This window comes from Paracoccus alkanivorans (genome assembly GCF_003697785.1).
Lineage (GTDB): Bacteria > Pseudomonadota > Alphaproteobacteria > Rhodobacterales > Rhodobacteraceae > Paracoccus > Paracoccus alkanivorans.
Genome location: NZ_QOKZ01000008.1, coordinates 84,254 through 102,190, shown reverse-complemented (window position 1 = coordinate 102,190; position 17,937 = coordinate 84,254). Strand labels below are relative to the sequence as shown.

The 17,937-nt window shown below is 64.1% G+C and carries 17 protein-coding genes; 14 read left to right on the top strand and 3 right to left on the bottom strand.

Annotated elements, in window-relative coordinates; all coding sequences use genetic code 11:
- The first annotated feature begins 149 nt into the window (after nucleotides 1-149).
- Complete coding sequence (locus tag C9E81_RS18070; RefSeq protein ID WP_243698714.1) at nucleotides 150-494, top strand: DUF6477 family protein; 345 nt, start codon at nucleotides 150-152, stop codon at nucleotides 492-494.
- On the opposite strand, the gene C9E81_RS18065 is transcribed toward C9E81_RS18070, so the two are convergent.
- The gene (locus tag C9E81_RS18065; protein WP_122113756.1) at nucleotides 457-2,034 is read right to left on the bottom strand and encodes a helicase HerA-like domain-containing protein; all 1,578 of its coding nucleotides are present in this window, start codon (nucleotides 2,032-2,034) and stop codon (nucleotides 457-459) included. The genes C9E81_RS18070 and C9E81_RS18065 overlap by 38 nt on opposite strands.
- Nucleotides 2,035-2,274: 240 nt before the next feature.
- Here C9E81_RS18065 and C9E81_RS18060 point away from each other — a divergent pair, with 240 nt between their 5' ends.
- The 13 genes from C9E81_RS18060 (at nucleotide 2,275) to C9E81_RS17995 (ending at nucleotide 15,588) form a co-directional block, all read left to right on the top strand.
- Nucleotides 2,275-2,946 carry an HAD family hydrolase gene (locus tag C9E81_RS18060; RefSeq protein ID WP_122113807.1) on the top strand — a complete coding sequence of 224 codons (672 nt, stop codon included), beginning with the start codon at nucleotides 2,275-2,277 and terminating at the stop codon, nucleotides 2,944-2,946.
- A complete protein-coding gene (locus C9E81_RS18055; RefSeq protein ID WP_122113755.1) occupies nucleotides 2,943-3,899 on the top strand; it encodes a sugar-binding transcriptional regulator in 957 nt (318 codons plus the stop codon). The genes C9E81_RS18060 and C9E81_RS18055 overlap by 4 nt, the downstream gene beginning before the upstream one ends.
- 152 nt (nucleotides 3,900-4,051) lie before the next feature.
- Nucleotides 4,052-5,368: an ABC transporter substrate-binding protein gene (locus C9E81_RS18050; RefSeq protein WP_122113754.1), complete on the top strand. Its 1,317-nt coding sequence runs from the start codon at nucleotides 4,052-4,054 to the stop codon at nucleotides 5,366-5,368.
- A 207-nt stretch (nucleotides 5,369-5,575) separates the two neighbouring features.
- Nucleotides 5,576-6,445: a carbohydrate ABC transporter permease gene (locus C9E81_RS18045; RefSeq protein ID WP_122113753.1), complete on the top strand. Its 870-nt coding sequence runs from the start codon at nucleotides 5,576-5,578 to the stop codon at nucleotides 6,443-6,445.
- A gap of 1 nt (nucleotide 6,446) precedes the next feature.
- Nucleotides 6,447-7,277 (top strand): carbohydrate ABC transporter permease, encoded by an 831-nt coding sequence (locus C9E81_RS18040; RefSeq protein WP_122113752.1) that lies wholly within the window; start codon nucleotides 6,447-6,449, stop codon nucleotides 7,275-7,277.
- A 12-nt stretch (nucleotides 7,278-7,289) separates the two neighbouring features.
- The gene (locus C9E81_RS18035; protein WP_122113751.1) at nucleotides 7,290-8,291 is read left to right on the top strand and encodes an ABC transporter ATP-binding protein; all 1,002 of its coding nucleotides are present in this window, start codon (nucleotides 7,290-7,292) and stop codon (nucleotides 8,289-8,291) included.
- 89 nt (nucleotides 8,292-8,380) lie between these two features.
- Nucleotides 8,381-9,850 (top strand): mannitol dehydrogenase family protein, encoded by a 1,470-nt coding sequence (locus C9E81_RS18030; protein WP_122113750.1) that lies wholly within the window; start codon nucleotides 8,381-8,383, stop codon nucleotides 9,848-9,850.
- A 305-nt stretch (nucleotides 9,851-10,155) separates the two neighbouring features.
- Nucleotides 10,156-11,301, top strand: coding sequence for a D-alanyl-D-alanine carboxypeptidase family protein (locus tag C9E81_RS18020; RefSeq protein ID WP_122113748.1), 1,146 nt, complete (start codon nucleotides 10,156-10,158; stop codon nucleotides 11,299-11,301).
- On the top strand, nucleotides 11,301-11,897 hold the full coding sequence (gene tmk / locus C9E81_RS18015; RefSeq protein ID WP_122113747.1) for a dTMP kinase: 597 nt from the start codon (nucleotides 11,301-11,303) through the stop codon (nucleotides 11,895-11,897). The genes C9E81_RS18020 and tmk overlap by 1 nt, the downstream gene beginning before the upstream one ends.
- Entirely contained in the window at nucleotides 11,894-13,006 is a 1,113-nt protein-coding gene (locus C9E81_RS18010; RefSeq protein ID WP_122113746.1) for a DNA polymerase III subunit delta', read from the top strand. Before tmk ends, C9E81_RS18010 begins: the two co-directional genes overlap by 4 nt.
- Nucleotides 13,007-13,010: 4 nt before the next feature.
- The gene (locus C9E81_RS18005; RefSeq protein WP_122113745.1) at nucleotides 13,011-13,820 is read left to right on the top strand and encodes a TatD family hydrolase; all 810 of its coding nucleotides are present in this window, start codon (nucleotides 13,011-13,013) and stop codon (nucleotides 13,818-13,820) included.
- Complete coding sequence (locus C9E81_RS18000) at nucleotides 13,817-14,647, top strand: MBL fold metallo-hydrolase (RefSeq protein WP_122113744.1); 831 nt, start codon at nucleotides 13,817-13,819, stop codon at nucleotides 14,645-14,647. Before C9E81_RS18005 ends, C9E81_RS18000 begins: the two co-directional genes overlap by 4 nt.
- A complete protein-coding gene (locus tag C9E81_RS17995; protein WP_122113743.1) occupies nucleotides 14,644-15,588 on the top strand; it encodes an AEC family transporter in 945 nt (314 codons plus the stop codon). Before C9E81_RS18000 ends, C9E81_RS17995 begins: the two co-directional genes overlap by 4 nt.
- A gap of 46 nt (nucleotides 15,589-15,634) precedes the next feature.
- Here the strand turns inward: C9E81_RS17995 and C9E81_RS17990 are convergent, their stop codons facing one another.
- Together C9E81_RS17990 and C9E81_RS17985 are read right to left on the bottom strand one after the other, a co-directional pair.
- Complete coding sequence (locus C9E81_RS17990; protein ID WP_122113742.1) at nucleotides 15,635-16,588, bottom strand: ABC transporter permease; 954 nt, start codon at nucleotides 16,586-16,588, stop codon at nucleotides 15,635-15,637.
- A gap of 5 nt (nucleotides 16,589-16,593) precedes the next feature.
- Nucleotides 16,594-17,886, bottom strand: a complete 1,293-nt coding sequence (locus C9E81_RS17985; protein ID WP_122113806.1) for an ABC transporter permease — start codon at nucleotides 17,884-17,886, stop codon at nucleotides 16,594-16,596.
- Nucleotides 17,887-17,937: the final 51 nt, after the last annotated feature.

The window sequence follows — 17,937 nt, the reverse complement described above, 5'->3', positions numbered from 1 at the left end:
GCTGCTCGGCAACCCGCGGATCGAGACGCAACATCCCTAACAAATCCTAAATAATTCTTTCCCTTACGTGCGCTGCAATGGCCTATCGCGCAACGCGGGCCTTGGCCGTGCGATCATGTGGCATCACGAAAGCGACAAAGAGATCCGCCATGACCGCATTCACCGACATCACGGCCTTCCGTTCCGCCGGGACAGTCCTGCCATTGCGCCGCCCGCGCAGCCTGATCCGCGCAGCGCAGGCCGGACAGGCCGGATGGCGCCGCACATGCCACCTGCCCCGGCTGTTGCGCAATCCGGCCTGCCCTCCGGCGGGCAGCGCCCTGCCCCGCCTCAGGGACGAGGAGGAGCGGCTCAACGAGGCGCGGCTGGCACGCGCGCCGGGTTATGACATGCAGCGGCATGTGCTGGTGATGATCGCCCTGCTGGCCGAGATGCGTGCGGCAAGCCCTTGCCCGGTCAACGCCCCCGGAACAGCGACCCCAGCACTCCTCTGACCAGTTCCCTGCCGGCTCTTGTGCCCAATTGCCGGGCAAGACTCTTGCCGAACGTTTCGGCGATGCTGTCCGAACGCGAGGAACGCGAGGATTTGCGCCTGGCAGGCTCGGGAGGCTCGTAGCGCCGGGTCTGCTTGTAATCCTCGTTACCCATGTCGAACAGGTCGTCATCCGATTTGCTGCCCGCAGCCTTTCCCTGTTTCCCGGCCTCGGCACCGGCCTCCTCGGCCCGTTTTGCAAGCATTTCCTGCGCGGATTCGCGATCGACCGTCTTGCCGTATTTCCCGGCCATGGGTGAGGCTTTCATCACCTCGGCCCGCTCGGTATCCGAGACCGGACCAAGCTGGCTGAAAGGCGGACGGATCAAGGTGCGCTGCACGATCCCCGGCACGCCCTTGGCCTCCAGCAGCGAAGTCACCGCCTCGCCGGTGCCGACATTCTGGATCGCCTCGGCGGTGTCGAAATCGGGATTGGCGCGGTAATTCTCGGCTGCCAGCCGCAATGCCTTCTGGTCCTTGGCGGTAAATGCGCGCAAGGCATGCTGCACCCGGTTGCCAAGCTGGCCCAGGATATTCTCGGGGATGTCGGTCGGGCTCTGGCTGATGAACCACACGCTGACCCCTTTCGACCGGATCAGCCGCGCCACCCGTTCGACCTTTTCGATCAGCGCCTTCGGTGCGTCATCGAACAGCAGATGCGCCTCGTCGAAGAAAAAGGCGATCCTGGGGCGGTCGGGATCCCCTACCTCGGGCAATTGCTCGAACAGTTCCGAGAGCAGCCACAGCAGAAAACTCGCGTAGAGGCGCGGTGAATTCATCAGCCGGTCGGCGGCAAGGATATTGATCATTCCCTTGCCGTCCTCGCCCTGCCGCATGATATCGGCCAGCTCCAGCGCGGGCTCGCCGAACAGCCTGTCGCCGCCCTGGTTTTCCAGCACCAGGAGCGCGCGCTGAATGGCCCCCACGCTGGCCGAACTCACATTGCCGTATTGCAGGGACAACTCGTCCGAATTCTCTCCGACCCATACCAGCATCGCCTGCAAATCCTTGAGATCAGCCAGCGCCAGCCCCTGCTCGTCGGCGACGCGGAAGGCGATATTCATCACGCCCTCCTGCGCCTCGGTCAGGTCCAGCAGGCGCGAAAGCAGCAGTGGCCCCATTTCGGCAGGCGTGGTGCGAACGGGATGCCCCTGCTCGCCCCAGACATCCCAGAAGGTGACCGGGAATTCCTGGTAATCCAGTTCCAGCCCGATCGTATCGGCGCGCTTTTTAAACGCATCGTGCAGCTTTGCCTCGGCGCTGCCCGGGCGCGACAGCCCGGCCAGATCGCCCTTCACATCGGCCAGGAACACCGGCACCCCGGCCAGCGAAAGACTTTCGGCCAATGTCTGCAGTGTTACCGTCTTGCCGGTGCCGGTCGCGCCCGCGATCATGCCGTGACGATTGGCATATTTCAGCAACAGCGATTGCGGCGTGCCGTAATCCTTCCCGCCTCCGCCGACAAAGACCGTCCCCGCTTCATCATCCAGAATTTTAGCCATCCTGACCTCTTTTTTCTCAAAGTCTTGCTGTTCCTATAGAACTGACAATACAAACTTAATCCGCTTGTGCCAGCATGGTCTTGTTCAATGGCCGGCTTCATGGCCCTGAACGTTTCTCCCTGTTGGATGCCACGCCTGAAGGCGCGGCATTTTCAGCGGCTTTTCCGCTTTGCCGTTGACAGCGGCCTGCCCATGCGGCCTTGTCCCGTTGGCCATTTACCGGCAAGGCAGGGATTTGCGATGCGGATCGAACTGGTGATCTTTGATTGCGACGGCGTCATCGCCGACAGCGAGGTTCTCTCGGCCAGCGTCATGATAGAGCAATTGGCGGAACTGGGTCTCATTCTCGGCCCCGACGATATCCGCCGCGATTTCCTGGGACGCAGCTTCCCGACCGTAGCCAAGGTCATCCGCGAAAGTTTCAGCCGTGAGCTTCCTGCGGATTTCGAAGCCGAATACCGCCGCCGCCTGCTCCTGCGCTTCGAGGACGAGCTTGCCCCGACGCCCGGCTTTCCGGACATGCTCAGCGACTTGCGCACCCCCTGCTGTGTCGCCACCTCGTCAAGCCCTCCCCGGGTCGCGCGAACATTGCAACTCCTTGGCTTGTCGGAATTTTTCGGCCCGGATGTTTTCACCGCCAGCCAGGTGGCGCATGGCAAGCCGGCGCCTGACCTGTTCCTGTTCGCGGCAAGCCGGATGGGCATCGAACCAGCCGCCGCGCTGGTGGTCGAGGACAGCCTTCCGGGGATCGAGGCCGCCCGCGCCGCGGGCATGAGGGTGCTGGCCTATCACGGTGCCTCGCATCTGCGCGGCCATCCCCTTGCCATCCCCGCCGATGTGCAAAGTTTTGACAACTGGCGCGATTTCCCCCACCTCTTGAAACAGGCTGAAACGCTTGGGGAGGTTCGGTGAGCACAGGACGTTTCACATCCGACACGACACGGCTGGACGATGCCGCCCGCGCCGGATGGCTCTATTACGTCGCGGGCAACACGCAGGACGAGATTGCCCGCAAGCTGGGCGTCAGCCGGCAGAGCGCGCAGCGGCTGGTGGCGATGGCGGTCAGCGAAAAGTTGATCAAGGTCCGGCTCGACCATCCCATCGCCCGCTGCATGGATCTCGCCCACGCATTGACCGACCGCTATGGCCTGAATAGCTGCGAGGTCGTGCCCTCCGATCCCGGCGCGCCCGACCTGCTGACCGGTATCGCCATTGCCGCCGCGGCCGAGATGGAAAAGACGCTGAAATCGCCTGAGCGCCGGGTCATCAGCCTTGGCACCGGCCGGGCGGTGAAGGCAATGGTCGAGCAGTTGCCACGCATGTCCTGCCCGCATCACGTGGTCGCGTCGCGGCTTGGCAACATGATGTCGGACGGCGCCGCCTCCCCCTATAACGCCACCATTCACCTGGCCGAGCGGATCGGCGCGCCGCATTACCCCAACCCCTTGCCGGTTCTGGTCAGCCATCCCGGCGAACTGGCGCAGATGCAGGAACAGGAAGCGGCGCGTAATACCCTGGAACTGTGCCGCAGCGCCGATCTCTCGGTGGTCGGCGTGGGCCAGATGGACGAAAGCGCGCCCCTGTATGTCGATGGTTTCGTTTCCGCTGCCGAGATGGCCGAACTGGCCCGCGCGGGTGCAGCGGGCGAGATCACGGGATGGGTCTATGATCGCGAAGGCAATATCATCGATTGCGCGTTCAACCGCCGTGTCGCCTCTGCGCCGCTGCCGCGCGGCTGCGAGCACCCGCTGACCGCCGTCGCCTCGGGCGAGGCCAAGTTGCCCGCGATTCGTGCGGCATTGATCGGGCAATTGATCAACGGGCTGATTACCTCAGAGGCCACGGCAGAACGGCTCCTAGCTTAAAAAACAAAATTTGAAAGTATCTTCACGATCTTACAGGCGATTCCTTAGGTTTCGCCCAGAGCTGTCTGGAATTCCCGATTGACAGAATCCCGACAGTTTGCGAATATTTGCTCATTTAATTGGCATTTGCTCATGCCGCTAGGGAGGACATCATGACCACGACTTTCCGCATCCTGATGGGTGCAACGGCGCTTTGCGCCTCGGCCGGTATCGCAGCCGCACAGGACGTGACGCTGACCGTCGCCACCGTGAACAATGGCGACATGATCCGCATGCAGGGCCTGACCGGCGAATTCGAGGCGGTCCATCCCGGCATCAAGATCGAATGGGTGACGCTGGAGGAAAACGTCCTGCGCGAGAAGGTCACCACCGACATCGCCACCAATGGCGGCCAGTATGACGTGATGACCATCGGCACCTACGAAGTTCCGATCTGGGGCAGGCAGGACTGGCTCAAGCCGCTCGAGATGAGCGCCGAATACGATGTCGACGACCTGCTTCCCGCCATCCGCGAGGCGCTGAGCGTGGACGGCACGCTTTACGCCGCTCCCTTCTATGGCGAAAGCGCCATGGTAATGTATCGCACCGACCTGATGGAGGCAGCCGGGCTGGAAATGCCCGAAGAGCCGACATGGGATTTCATCCGCCAGGCCGCTGAGGCGATGCATGATCCCGATAACGGCGTCTTCGGCATCTGCCTGCGCGGCAAGGCCGGTTGGGGCGAGAACATGGCGCTTCTGACCTCGATGGCGAATTCCTTCGGCGGCAAATGGTTCGATGCGGAATGGGTTCCGCAATTCGACCAGCCGGCATGGAACGCCGCGATGAGCTATTACGTCGATATCATGACCAATTACGGCCCTCCCGGCGCCTCCACCAACGGCTTCAACGAGAATCTCGCGTTGTTCCAGACCGGCAAATGCGGCATGTGGTATGATGCCACGGTCGCGGCGGGATTCGTGACAGATCCCGACGATTCGACCGTCGCCGACAAGGTCGGCTTCGCCCAGGCCCCAAGCGCCGAAGGCGGACAGAAGGCCAACTGGCTCTGGGCCTGGTCGCTGGCGATCCCGGCCAGCTCGGAAAATCCCGAAGCCGCGCAGACCTTCATCGAATGGGCGACCTCGAAGGGCTATACCGAACTGGTGGCCGAAAAGGAGGGCTGGCTCGCCGTGCCTCCGGGCACCCGCACATCGCTTTACGGGAACCCGGAATATACCAAGGTCGCACCCTTCGCCGAGATGACCCTGGCGGCGATCAACTCGGCCAATCCGGGCAGCCCGACCGTGGACGAGGTGCCCTATGTCGGCGCGCAATATGTCGCGATCCCGGAATTCCAGGGCATCGCCACCACGATCGGCCAGCTCTTCTCGGCCGCCGTCACCGGCCAGACCAGCGTCGAAGAGGCGCTGACCGCCGCGCAGGCCACCGCCACACGCGAAATGCGCCGCGCCGGCTATCCCAAGTAAGCATCCCGGCCGACCGGAACGGCTCCGTTCAATCCGGCCGGCCCCTCTTCGCTTTCACGCCGGCTCCGCCGAACGGTGCACGCGCCACCCCCTTCTTCTTTGTGCAAATACCTTGCAGGGGGTCCGGGGGATGCAAAATCCCCCGGCCATCGCGGGACGCAACAGGCACCTTCGCCGCCACCCGGCGCAACCTGAAGGAACTGCCCCATGGCCACGCAACGTGCGCACAAGGCGGCGCGGCTGATGATCTCGCCATCCGTGATCCTACTTCTGGCGTGGATGATCATTCCGCTCGGGACGACGATCTATTTCTCGTTCCTCCGCTACAATATCCTGACCCCGCCCGCCTCCTGGACCGGGTTCGAGAATTACTACTACTTCCTGACCGACCCGGCCTTCATCCCGGCGCTGGTCAATACGCTGGTGCTGGTGCTGGGCGTGCTGGCGATCACCACCATCGGCGGCATCCTTCTCGCGCTTTTGCTGAACATGGAGTTCTGGGGGCAAGGGATCGTCCGCATCCTGGTGATCTCTCCCTTCTTCGTCATGCCTACGGTCTCGGCGCTGGTGTGGAAGAACATGTTCATGAACCCGGTCAACGGGCTCTTCGCGCATCTCTTCCGCGCATTCGGGCTGCAACCGGTGGATTTCCTCTCCACCCTGCCGCTTCTGTCCATCACCATCATGGTGGCATGGGCATGGCTGCCCTTTGCCACGCTGATCCTGCTGACGGCACTGCAATCGCTCGACAGCGAGCAGATGGAAGCCGCCGAGATGGACGGGGCGGGCTGGCTCAGCCGGTTCATCTACCTGACCCTGCCGCATCTGACCCGCTCGATCACCGTGGTCGTGCTGATCCAGACGATCTTCCTCCTGGCGGTCTTCGCCGAGATTTACGTCACCACCGCGGGCGGTCCGGGCTACGCCTCCACCAATATCCCCTTCCTGATCTACAACCTCTCGCTCAAGCAGTTCGACGCGGGCATGGGCGCGGCCGGAGGGGTGATCGCCGTCATCATCGCCAATATCGTCGCCTTCTTCCTGATGCGCGCGGTCGGCAAGAACCTGGAGCTCTGACATGGCGAGACAAACCACAACGGGCCAGCGCGCCCTCGTCACCGCCGTCGCATGGGGCATCGGGATCCTGATATCCTTCCCGATCATCTGGACCGTGCTGACATCCTTCAAGACCGAGGCGACGGCCATCGCCTCGCCCCCGGTCTGGTTCAGTTTCGACTGGACGCTGCAGAACTATATCGACGTCAATACCCGCTCGGATTACGCCCGTTACTTCATGAACTCGGTGGTAATCTCGATCGGTTCCACGCTTCTGGGACTGGCCGTGGCCATTCCCGCCGCCTGGTCGATGGCCTTCCAGCCCACGAAAAACACCAAGAACGTGCTGATGTGGATGCTGTCGACCAAGATGATGCCTGCGGTGGGCGTGCTGGTGCCGGTTTATATGGGGCTGCGCAGCATGGGGCTTCTGGATAGCCGCACCGCGCTGGTCATCATCATGATGCTGATGAACCTGCCGATCATCGTCTGGATGCTGTTCACCTATTTCCGCGAGATCCCCGGAGAGATCCTCGAGGCCGCGCGGATGGACGGCGCCAATCTGCGCAACGAGATCATCTACGTCCTGACCCCCATGACCGTGCCGGGCATCGCCTCGACATTGCTGCTCAACGTGATCCTCGCATGGAACGAGGCCTTCTGGACGCTGAACCTGACGACCACGAATGCCGCGCCGCTGACGGCCTTCATCGCCAGCTTCTCGTCGCCGCAGGGCCTGTTCTACGCGAAGCTCAGCGCGGCCTCGACCATGGCCATCGCCCCGATCCTGATCCTCGGCTGGTTCAGCCAGAAGCAACTCGTCCGCGGCCTGACCTTCGGCGCCGTGAAGTAACGGAGAAGAACAATGGGACAAATCACCCTTGAGAATGTCGCCAAGAGCTTCGGCGAAGTCGAGGTCATCCCGCCCCTGGACCTGACCATCGAGGATGGCGAATTCGTCGTCTTCGTCGGCCCCTCGGGCTGCGGCAAATCCACGCTCCTGCGCCTGATCGCGGGGCTGGAGGATGTCTCGGGCGGCAAGATCGTGATCGACGGATCGGACGCCACCCAGGCCTCCCCGGCCAAGCGCGGACTGGCCATGGTGTTCCAGTCATATGCGCTCTACCCGCATATGTCGGTGCGCAAGAATATCGCCTTTCCTATGAAGATGGCGGGTATCGACGAAGCCGAGCAGAAACGCCGGATCGATTCGGCGGCAAAGGCGCTGAACCTGACCGATTACCTTGACCGCCGCCCGGGCCAGCTTTCGGGCGGTCAGCGCCAGCGCGTCGCCATCGGCCGGGCCATCGTGCGCGAGCCTGCGGCCTTCCTGTTCGACGAGCCGCTGTCCAACCTGGATGCCGCCCTGCGGGTCGGCATGCGGCTTGAGATCAGCGAGTTGCACAACCGCCTGAAGACCACGATGATCTACGTGACCCATGACCAGGTCGAGGCGATGACCATGGCCGACAAGATCGTGGTTCTGCAGGCAGGCCGGATCGAGCAGGTCGGCAGCCCGCTGGAACTCTATCGCAATCCCCGTAATGTCTTTGTCGCGGGTTTCATCGGCAGCCCCAAGATGAACCTGTTCACCGGCGCGGCGGCGGTGGAATACGGCGCCGAGACCATCGGCGTGCGGCCCGAGCATGTCTCGGTCTCTGCCGATAGCGGCAAATGGAAGGGGCGGATCGGCGTGTCCGAGCATCTGGGCTCGGACAGTTTCTTCTATGTCGAGGATACCGGGCTGGCGGATGCCGTCACCGTCCGCGCCGATGGCGAGGTTGCGTTCCGCCATGGCGACGAGATCTGGCTGACCCCCGCAGAGGACAAGATCCACCGTTTCGACAAGAACGGCGACCGCATGTAATCAGGATATGGCGGCGGCACCGTCGCCGCCATGTTCCGGGACGACCGAATATGCCTTTTATCCAAGGCACCCTCACGAAAGGCTCCGCAATGGCTATTGCCCTGTCGCAATCCACACTTAACGATCTGGCGGCCAGTGTCAGCCGCCCCGGCTATGACCGCGCGGCCCTGCGGCCCGGCATCCTGCATGTCGGCGTCGGCAATTTTCACCGCGCCCATATGGCCTGGTATCTCGACCGCCTGTTCGAACAGGGCGAGGGTCATGGCTGGGCGCTGGTGGGCGCGGGTGTGCGCTCCGGCGACGCCACGATGCGCGAGAGACTGCAGGCGCAGGACTGGCTGACAACGCTGGTCGAACTGGATCCCGACGGGCTGAACGCCCGGATCATCGGTTCGATGGTGGATTTCGTCGAGGTCGCGCCGGAACCCGTCATCGCCGCCATGTCCGACCCGGCGATCCGCATCGTCTCGCTGACGATCACCGAGGGCGGCTATTACGTGGACGCGCAGACCGGCGGATTCGACGCCGCCCATCCCGACATGGCCCATGACGCCGCCAATCCCGACAGCCCGCAAAGCGTGTTCGGCATGATCCTTGCCGCCCTGCGCCGGCGCAAAGCGGCGGGCATCCCGCCCTTCACCGTCATGTCCTGCGACAACCTGCCCGAGAACGGCCATGTCTGCGCCCGCACCGTGACCGGTCTCGCCCAGCTTTCCGATCCCGGATTCGGCAACTGGGTTCAGGAAAACGTCGCCTTCCCGAATTCCATGGTCGATTGCATCACCCCCGCCACCTCGGATCGCGAACGGGCGCTGGTCCGCGACCGCTTCGGTATCAGCGACACCGCCCCGGTGGTCTGCGAACCCTTCCGGCAATGGGTGCTGGAGGACAATTTCCCGCAGGGCCGCCCGCCGCTGGAAAAGGCCGGCGCGGAATTCGTCGCCGATGTCAGCCGCCACGAATTGATGAAACTGCGCATCCTTAATGGCGGGCATGCGGCCATCGCATATCCCGCCGCGCTGCTGGGCCATCACTTCGTCCACGAGGCCATGGCCGATCCGCAGATCGAGGCATGGCTTCGGGCGCTCGAAACCCGCGAGATCATCCCGACGCTCACCCCGATCGACGGAGTGGATTACGGCGATTATCTGGAGCTGATCGTGAACCGCTTCGCCAATCCCGAGATCGGCGACACCGTGGCGCGCCTTTGCCTCGACGGCTCGAACCGGCAGCCGAAATTCATCCTGCCCACCATCGCCGATGCGCTGCGTGACGGGCACGCCATCGAAGGGCTGGCCCAGGAGGTCGCCTTCTGGTGCCGCTATTGCGAACGCCGCGACGAGGCAGGCAGCGAGATCGCACCGAATGACGACAATCACGAAGCCCTGCGCGAACGCGCCCTCGCCGCGCGCGAAAATCCCCTGGCCTTTCTTGAAAACCGCACCGTCTTCGGCCCGCTGGCCGATGACAGGCGTTTTCAGGAGGCTTTCGCGCGCAGGCTGACACGGCTTCACGAGAACGGCACCCGTGCCGCCATCGACAGCTATCTCGCCGGGTAAGCAGAACAAGAACAATCACCCGACGAGGCGCGGGCGGCGCTCCTCCTGCCGCCCGCGCATCTTTGCCGCCGTTTCCAAGTGGTTCAAAGCAGGCGGAATCGCATCCCGCCCACCGAAAAATTCCGGGACAAGGCCGGGTATCGTAACCCAGCCATGGCCTCATCGCCTCCGGTATCCGTGACAGCCATGCAGGCGCGCCCGGTTGGTAAAATTGCATTGAAATTCACCTGTAACCATGCCGCGGCGCGTTGCGGCAAAGCGGCCCTTATAGTAACCATCATGGTCAAACAGGCAAAGGACATCTCATGCGCGCATTTCTGCTGAGGCTCATCGCCCTGCTGGCACTGGCCGCACCGGCGCAGGCATTCGATACGAATGCCGGGACCGCATGGGTCTATGACGTGGCGACCGGCACCGTGCTGATGGAGAAGAACGCCGACCAGCCGGTTCCCCCCGCCTCGATGTCCAAGCTGATGACGACCTATATGCTGTTCGAGGCGCTTCGCGAGGGACGGGTGGAGATGGATACGCGCCTGCCGGTTTCGACCAAGGCGCGGCAGATGGGCGGCTCCACCATGTTCCTCAACGAGCAGGACCGCCCCACCGTCGAGGAACTGATCAAGGGAATCATCGTGCTGTCGGGCAATGACGCCTGCGTCGTCGTGGCAGAGGGGCTGGCCGGCACCGAAGAGGCGTTTGCCCGCCAGATGACCGAGAAGGGCAAGGAAATGGGGCTGACCAATTCGGTCTTTGCCAACGCCTCGGGCTGGCCGAATCCGCGCCACCGTATGAGCGCGCGTGACCTGGGGATACTGGCGCTGCACCTGATCCGCGATTTCCCCGACCTGTACAAGAACTTCGCCATGACCGAATTTCCTTTTGACAACCGTGCCCCGGCGAACCGTTTCAACCGCAATCCGTTGTTGAAGCTGGGGATCGGCGCTGACGGGCTCAAGACCGGCCATACCGAGGAGGCCGGTTACGGGTTGGTCGGATCGGCGGTGCAGGATGGTCGCCGGGTGATCTTCGCCATTACCGGCTTGCCAAGCGATACCGCCCGCGCCGAGGAGGCCGAGCGGATCGTGAACTGGGCGTTCCGCCAGTTCACCATGGAAACGCTGGTACCGGCCGGGGAAACGGTGGTTCAGGTCCCTGTCTGGCTGGGCACCGCATCGCATGTGGGACTGACCACGAAGGAGGGCGCCAATGTGCTGATCCCGGCGGGTGCCCGGGATCAGATCAAGGTCGAGGCGGTTTACAACTCGCCCATTCCCGCCCCGGTCGCCAAGGGCGATCAACTGGGAACACTGGTGGTAACGGTGCCGGGCGCCAAGGATGCCGTCACGCCGCTGCTGGCCGCGCAGGACGTGCCCGAAGCGGGTTTCATCGGCCGGATGAAGGGCGCGGTGATGCGGCTTGGCGGCAAGGCCATCGACGCCGTGAACGGCTGATGTTCCTGAGCTTCGAGGGAATCGACGGCTGCGGCAAATCCACCCAGGCACGGCTGCTGGCCGAGGCTCTGCGGGCAGAGGGCCGTGACGTTGTGCTGACCCGCGAACCCGGCGGCAGCGAGGGGGCCGAGGAGATCCGCCGCCTGCTGGTCGAGGGCGCGGGCGAACGCTGGTCGGCAGAGACCGAATGCCTGCTGTTCACCGCCGCCCGCCGCGATCATCTTGAACGGGTGATCCGACCGGCTCTGGCCGGGGGCAAGATCGTCATCACCGACCGTTTTGCCGATTCCACCCGCATCTACCAGGGCGCTACGCGGGGTGATTTGCGCATGATGGTGGATCGTCTGCACGAACTGACCATCGCGGTGGAACCCGACCGGACATTCGTGATCGATATCGACCCGGCCACGGCGCTGGCCCGGGGCAATGCCCGCGGTGGCAAGGAAGATCGCTTCGAAAGCCTCGGACTGCAATTCCAGCAAAGGCTGGCGGCAGGATTTCGTGCCCTGGCGCAGGAATATCCCGGCCGCGTCCGGCTCGTCGATGGCAGTGGCAGCGTCGGGGATGTGGCCGCTCGCGTCCGGGCGGCGCTGTGAGCCGCGATCCGCAGGACATCCCCGAACCCGATCGGGTTCCCGGCGCGCCGCATCCGCGCATGACCCCGCATGTGATCGGCCAGGACCACGCCATTCGCGATTTTGTCGAGGCCGCGCGGGGCGGGCGCCTGCATCATGCCTGGCTGCTGACCGGCCCGCGCGGCACCGGCAAGGCCACGCTGGCCTGGACCATTGCCCGCTGGCTGATCTCGGGCGCGGGCAGTAACGATCTTTCGGTGCCCGAGGACGATCCCGCCGCGCGCCGCATCAGGGCGCTGTCCGAACCGGGCCTGCAGCTGATCCGCCGCCCATGGGACGACAAGACCGGCCGGCTGCGCGCCGAAATCACCGTGGACGAGATCCGGCGGCTGCTGTCCTTTTTTCACCTGTCCGCGTCGGAGGGCGGCCATCGCGTCGCCATCATCGACGCTGCCGACGAGATGAACACCGCCGCCGCCAATGCGTTGCTGAAGATGCTGGAGGAGCCGCCCGGCAACGGGCTGATCCTGATGATCGCGCATCAGCCTGCCCGGCTTCTGCCGACGATCCGCTCGCGCTGCCGGACGCTGCGGCTGAACCCGCTGAAGCCCGAACTGATGACGCAGGCGCTGTCGGGACTGGGGGTTGAGGAAGATGCCGAAGCCCTGGCGGCCCTGTCCGACGGCTCGGTGGGCGAGGCGCTGCGGCTGGCCGGCCAGGACGGGCTTGCCCGCTATCAGCAGATCGTCGATCTGTTTGCCACCCTGCCCCGGCTGGACCGGCTGGCGGCGGCGAAACTGGCCGAAGGGGCGGCGGGCCGGGCCAATGCCGATGGCGATCCTTTTGATCTGATCATCACCCTTCTTGACCGTTTCCTGACCCGCACCGCCCGTGCAGGGCTGATGGGCGCGCCCTTGCCACAGGCCGCGAAAGGCGAAGGTGCCCTCATGGCGCGGCTGTCGCCGGATGACCGGGCGGCGCGGGCATGGGCCGAGGCGCAGGCCCGGCTCTCGGCACGCGCGCGCTCTGGCAGGGCGGTCAACCTTGACCCCGCCGCGCTGGTGATGGATATGCTGACGGAACTGGCGCATCTGCCGCCCGCACAATCCGCCCCGCCTGCCACGAGTTGATCCCATGACCCAAGCGGCCCTTTCTCCGCCGATTGTCGACAGCCACTGCCATCTGGACTTTCCCGATTTCGACGGAGAGCATGACGCATTGCTTGCCCGCGCGGCAGAGGCGGGTGTCACCCGCATGGTCACGATCTGCACCCGGCTGCGGCTGGAGCCGCAGGTCCGCGCGCTGGCAGAGGCGCATGAAGGCGTGTTCTACGCCGCCGGCACCCATCCGATGAGCGTGGCGGACGAGCCCATGGCCAGCGTCGAGGAACTGGCCGCACTGGCCGGTCATCCGAAATTCGTCGGCATCGGCGAGACCGGACTGGATTATCACTACACCGCCGAAAGCGCGGGCGCGCAGCAGGAAAGCCTGCGCCTGCATATCGAGGCTGCCCGCCAGACCCGCCTGCCGCTGATCATCCATGCCCGCGATGCCGATGAGGACATGGCCCGCATCCTGACCGAGGAATATCGCGCCGGGGCCTATTCCTGCGTCATGCATTGCTTCAGCTCGGACGCGGAACTGGCACAGGCCGCTCTTGATCTGGGCTTCTATTTGTCGATGTCCGGCATCGCCGCATTCCCCCGCTCGACCGAGCTGCGCGAGATTTTCGCCGCCGCCCCGGTGGACCGCATCCTGGTCGAGACCGACAGCCCCTATCTTGCTCCGCCGCCCCATCGCGGCAAGCGTAACGAACCGGCTTATGCGGCGAAAACCGCCGCGGTCGGGGCCGAGGTCTTCGGCATGGATTATCCCGATTTCGCCCGCCAGACCTCTGAAAATTTCGACCGCCTGTTCTGGAAGGCCGCCGGAGGTGCCGCGTGATCCGCGCGACCATCCTTGGTTGCGGCTCTTCCGGCGGGGTGCCGCGAATCGGCGGAAGATGGGGCGTCTGCGATCCGGGGAACCCCAGGAACCGCCGCCGCCGCTGTTCGCTGCTGGTGGAGCGGCAGGACGGCGAAGGCATCACCCAGGTGCTGATCGATACCGGCCCTGACCTGGTGCCGCAATTGCTGGATGCGGGCGTGGCCACGCTGGACGCGGTGATCTATTCCCATCCCCATGCCGACCATATCCACGGCATCGATGACCTGCGGCAGTTGGTATACAACGCCCGCCGCAAGATGCCTGTCTGGGCGGACATGCCGACGACACAGGCACTGACCGAACGTTTCGGCTATATCTTCGAGGCGCCGGAGGGCAGCCATTACCCCCCGATCGCCGATCTGCACCGGCTGGACGGTCCTGTGACCATCGACGGCCCCGGCGGAACACTCAGCTTTCATCCGTTCCGTGTTCCGCATGGCGGGATCACCGCGCTCGGGTTTCGGATCGGCGGGCTGGTCTATCTACCCGATGTGTCGGAAATTCCCGAAACCGCATGGCCGCTGATCGAGGGAGCGGAGATATTCATCTGCGATGCCCTGCGCCCGGAACCTCATCCCAGCCATGCCCATCTGGCGCAGGCACTGGACTGGATCGAGCGCTCCGGATGCCCGCGCGGCGTGCTCACCAACATGCATATCGACATGGATTACGATCAGGTCATGGCGCAGACGCCCGAAAATGTCGTGCCCGCCCATGACGGAATGGTGATCGAGATCCCGGTCTCGACACCCACCCTGCCCCCCATGACGGCGAGCCCCCTGTGAGCGCACTTTTCACCATCATCCTGCCGGTCTTTCTGGTTGTCGGATTTGGCTATCTGGTAAGCTGGCGCGGGTGGTTCGGCGAAAATGCCGTGGACGGGCTGATGAAATTCGCCCAGAACTTCGCGGTTCCGACGCTGCTTTTTGCGTCGATGGCCCGGATCGATCTTGGTTCCGAGTTTCGCGCCAGCCTGCTGATCCCGTTCTATCTCGGCGCATTCGCCAGCTTTACCGCTGGCTGGGCAGGCGCAAGATACCTGTTCAAGCGCTCGCCCGAGGATTGCGTGGCAATCGGGTTCACCTGCCTGTTCTCGAACAGCGTGTTGCTGGGCATCCCCATCACCGAGCGCGCCTATGGCCCGGATGCGCTGCATGGCAACTGGGCGATCATCGCGCTGCATTCGCCACTGCTCTACACGTTCGGGATCAGCATGATGGAGTTCACCCGCGCCCGGGGCAGCGGCCTGTCGCTTGGCCGGGTCGCCATCCGCGCCCTGTCCGGTGTGCTGCGCACTGCGCTGGTGATCGGAATCCTGTGCGGATTTGCCATGAACCTGCTGATGCAGGCCGGGCTGGTCATGCCGGCGGGCTTCTGGGCCGCGGTCGACATGATCTCGCGCGCGGCCCTTCCCGCGGCCCTGTTCGGGTTGGGCGGCATCCTCTACCGCTATCGTCCCGAAGGCGACATGATGACCATTGCCATGTGCTGTGCCTGCGGACTGATCCTGCATCCGGCGATCACCTTCGGCCTTGGCACGGCGATCGGCCTCGATACCGCGGGGATGCGCTCGGCTGTCGTGACAGCGGCGATGGCCCCGGGCGTCAACGGCTATCTGTTCGCCAATATCTACGGGGCCGCGCGCCGTGTCGCCGCCTCGGCCGTGCTGATTGGCACGGCGCTGTCGATTTTCAGCGTCTGGATGTGGCTCACCATCCTGCCCTGAGCCGCCCATCCTCGCAGGCACGGGCGGTCATCCTGCGGGCGTCTTCTTACTGCGGTGTCACACCCCTGATCCGCTCGGACCGTCTGCGCAGCAATTCCACCGTCGTCAGCAACGCAATCGAGAACAGCACCAGCAGCGTCGCCACTGCCAGGATTGCCGGGCTGATCTGTTCGCGGATGCCGTTCCACATCTGCCGCGGAATGGTCTGCTGCTCGGGTCCGGCGATGAACAGCACCGCCACCACCTCGTCGAAGCTGGTGACAAAGGCGAACAGCGCGCCCGAGATCACGCCGGGCAGGATCAGCGGCATGGTGACACGGAAGAATGTCGTCCTCGGATTGGCCCCAAGCGAGGCCGCCGCTCGGTTCAGCGACTGGTCGAAACCCACCAGTGTCGCCGTCACCGTGATGATGACAAAGGGAATCCCCAATGTCGCATGGGCAAGGATCACCCCCGGATAGGTGCCCGCCAGCCGTCCGCAATTGGTCGGCAGCCCGACCAGTCCCAGAAGCTCGCAGGGGTTCGAGTAGAAAAAGAACATCCCCGTCGCGGTGATGATCAGCGGCACGATCATGGGCGAGATCAGGATCGCCATGATCGGACGCCGGAACGGCATCTCGGGCCGTGACAGCCCCAGGGCTGCAAGCGTGCCCAGCACCGTCGCCAGCAGGGTCGAGAAGAACCCGATGATGATCGAGTTCTTGGCCGCCTTCACCCATTTCGCATTGGCCCAGGCATCCGCCCACCAGCCCGCATCCCGCGGCCCGTCGGGTGCGGTCATGCCGAATGTCAGCAGGCTGTCATACCAGCGCATGCTGTAGCCTTCGGGATCGAGGGACAGCATTTTCTCGGTGAATGTGAAATAGGGCTCGGTATTGAAGGACAGCGGGATGATCACCACGATCGGCGCGATCAGGAAAAAGAAGATCAGCCCGCAGATCACCAGATAGGTGTAATGCCAGACGCGTTCCAATGGGCTTGCATATGTCGGAAGAGCCATCTCGCCTACCCCAGCTTGAGATTATCGACGCCCACCAGCTTGTCATACAGCCAGTAGAGAAGCAGCACCGACCCCAGCAGCAAGGCCGCCAGCGCCGCCGCCATGGACCAGTTCAGCGTATCGGTCATGTGCAGCGCGATCATGTTCGAGATAAGCTGCCCGCTCGATCCCCCGACCAGTGCCGGTGTGATGTAATAACCGACCGCGAGGATGAATACGAGCAGCGCCCCCGCCCCCAGCCCCGGCAGGGTCTGCGGGAAATAGATCCGGCGGAAGGCCGTCCAGCTCGTCGCGCCCAGGCTGCGGGCGGCCCGGACATAGGACGGGTTGATGGTGCGCATGACCGAATAAAGCGGCAGGATCATGAAGGGCAGCAGGATATGGGTCATGGCGATGATCGTGCCGGTCTGGTTATAGATCATCTGCAAGCGCTGACCGCCTCCGATCACGCCCATCCAGACGAGGATATCGTTGATCACCCCCTGTTGCTGCAGCAGCACCATCCATGAAGTCGTCCGAACCAGCAGCGAGGTCCAGAAGGGCAACAGCACCAGGATCATCAGCAGGTTGGATTTCCGCATCGGAAGAGTCGCCAGCAGATGCGCGACCGGGAATCCCAGCAGAAAGGTCAGCACGGTAATCAACGCCGACAGCCAGAAGGTCCGCATGAACAGCATCACATAGATCCGCTGCCTCGGCTCGACCTGTTCGATACTGCCGTCATCAGCGCGGGTCCGGTCCACCGCCGCCAGGTAGAAATTCGAGGTAACCGGCTGCGACGCCTCGCGCATCGCGCTCCAGATCCGCGGATCGCCCCATTCCTCGTCCATCTCCAGCAGCGCCTCGCGGTAAGGCGGCTCGATCCCCCGGCGCACCTTGCGCCCGGTCGAGGTGAACAGCGAACGCGTGCCCGGCACGTCGTAATTGATCCGCGTGCCGACAACGCCGATGGATCGCGCCTCGGCCGAAGCCAGCAGATCATTGGCCAGCGCCGTCCATGCCGCGTCATCGGGCTCGGTCCCGCGCGGGTTCTCGGCGAACCATTGCGAGATCTCGGGCATGTTGGCCGAGAAGCCGTCATTATAGAAGGACCGCTGCAGCATCTGCCCGATCGGCACCACGAAGGTGATCAGGATAAAGGCCAGAAGCGGCAACACCAGCAGGAAGGCCCGCCGCTTCGCCCGCGCCTGCGACCGGGCCAGGGACCATGCCAAAGGCTTGCCATCGGCGGTGGTCAGCGGTCCCGCGGGCGCGGCGGCGGCAGAAATTGCGGCTTGCGGATCGGAAGCGTTCGCCATGATATCCCCGGAATTCAAGCCGTCGCCCCATGTCGAACCGGGGCGGCGGCG

Excerpts from the sequence above, each read along its gene's own strand:
- C9E81_RS18070 (WP_243698714.1), top strand. The coding sequence starts at position 150 with ATGACCGCATTCACCGACATCACGGCCTTCCGTTCCGCCGGGACAGTC.
- C9E81_RS18065 (WP_122113756.1), bottom strand. The coding sequence starts at position 2,034 with ATGGCTAAAATTCTGGATGATGAAGCGGGGACGGTCTTTGTCGGCGGA.
- C9E81_RS18060 (WP_122113807.1), top strand. The coding sequence starts at position 2,275 with ATGCGGATCGAACTGGTGATCTTTGATTGCGACGGCGTCATCGCCGAC.
- C9E81_RS18050 (WP_122113754.1), top strand. The coding sequence starts at position 4,052 with ATGACCACGACTTTCCGCATCCTGATGGGTGCAACGGCGCTTTGCGCC.
- C9E81_RS18045 (WP_122113753.1), top strand. The coding sequence starts at position 5,576 with ATGGCCACGCAACGTGCGCACAAGGCGGCGCGGCTGATGATCTCGCCA.
- C9E81_RS18040 (WP_122113752.1), top strand. The coding sequence starts at position 6,447 with ATGGCGAGACAAACCACAACGGGCCAGCGCGCCCTCGTCACCGCCGTC.
- C9E81_RS18035 (WP_122113751.1), top strand. The coding sequence starts at position 7,290 with ATGGGACAAATCACCCTTGAGAATGTCGCCAAGAGCTTCGGCGAAGTC.
- C9E81_RS18030 (WP_122113750.1), top strand. The coding sequence starts at position 8,381 with ATGGCTATTGCCCTGTCGCAATCCACACTTAACGATCTGGCGGCCAGT.
- C9E81_RS18020 (WP_122113748.1), top strand. The coding sequence starts at position 10,156 with ATGCGCGCATTTCTGCTGAGGCTCATCGCCCTGCTGGCACTGGCCGCA.
- tmk (WP_122113747.1), top strand. The coding sequence starts at position 11,301 with ATGTTCCTGAGCTTCGAGGGAATCGACGGCTGCGGCAAATCCACCCAG.
- C9E81_RS18005 (WP_122113745.1), top strand. The coding sequence starts at position 13,011 with ATGACCCAAGCGGCCCTTTCTCCGCCGATTGTCGACAGCCACTGCCAT.
- C9E81_RS17990 (WP_122113742.1), bottom strand. The coding sequence starts at position 16,588 with ATGGCTCTTCCGACATATGCAAGCCCATTGGAACGCGTCTGGCATTAC.
- C9E81_RS17985 (WP_122113806.1), bottom strand. The coding sequence starts at position 17,886 with ATGGCGAACGCTTCCGATCCGCAAGCCGCAATTTCTGCCGCCGCCGCG.